The 959-nt window shown below is 65.3% G+C and carries 2 protein-coding genes; both read right to left on the bottom strand.

The features are described 5' to 3' along the window. The coding region (locus AC0L2Y_RS34480; protein ID WP_473562324.1) for a transposase domain-containing protein at positions 1-668 on the bottom strand (668 nt) is incomplete at its 3' end. 65 nt (positions 669-733) lie between these two features. Next, the coding region (gene tnpB / locus AC0L2Y_RS34475; RefSeq protein WP_473562323.1) for an IS66 family insertion sequence element accessory protein TnpB at positions 734-959 on the bottom strand (226 nt) is incomplete at its 5' end.

Below are 959 nucleotides of genomic sequence, written 5' to 3'. Positions count from 1 at the left end.
TGGCGGTTGAGCGGCTGATGCTGGCCGAACTTCTCGAACAGGATCATCGCCAGCAGGCCGGGACCGGCCCAGCCGCGCGGGGTGGCGTGGAAGGGCGCCGGAGCCTGGCTGATCGTCTCGCAGTCGCGGCAGGTGAACTTCTCCCGCACGTGCTGGATCACCTTCCATTGCCGCGGCACCACCTCCAGCGTCTCGGTGATATCCTCACCCAGCTTGCGCAGCCGATGACCGCCGCAGCAATGGCAAGCGGCCGGCGCCGGCTCGACCACGCGTTCGCGCGGCAGGTGCTCGGGAAATGGCTGGCGCGCCGGTCGTTTGCGCATGTAAGGCGCCACCTCGGTGGTCCGGGCAGCGGCCTGTTCGGCGGCGATCTCATCTTCCGTCGCGGTGCTCTCGAGCTCCTCGAAGGTGAGTTCCATCTGGTCGTGCAGGCGGGCTGAGCGTTCAGAACTCTGACCATGCAGCGCCCGCTGCAGCTTGCGGATCGTCAGATGCTGATGTGCGATCAGCGCCGCATCATCCGATGCCTTGGCCCTGGCGACCGCCAGTTCGGCCTCGACCAGCGCAGCGCGGGCGGCCTCGTCTTCGGCTCTGGCCAACGCCGCGGTCAGCGCTGCTCTCAGCGCGCCGATATCGTCCGGAACAGCATCCTGGGCGGTGGCAACCATGCCCTGGAGTGAATCATAAAACGCGTCCGCTGACTCGCGGAAAATGGCGCAAACTCAAAGAAAACTCAGCCCGCGCGCTGCGGGCGGAACGTGTGAACCGGGTTGCGCCAATCGATCCCGTCGAGCATGTAGGCGAGCTGCGCCGGTGATATGGAAACCGTGCCGTCCGCCGGCGATGGCCAGAGAAACCGGCCCTTCTCGAGCCGTTTTGCATACAGCGACATGCCGAGCCCATCATGCCAGATAATCTTGATCAGATTGCCGCTGCGGCCGCGGAAGACATAAATATCG

It is taken from the genome of Mesorhizobium sp. WSM4830 (genome assembly GCF_055811495.1).
The sequence above is the reverse complement of the archived record's forward strand: the minus strand, read 5'-3'. Positions and strand labels throughout refer to the sequence as shown.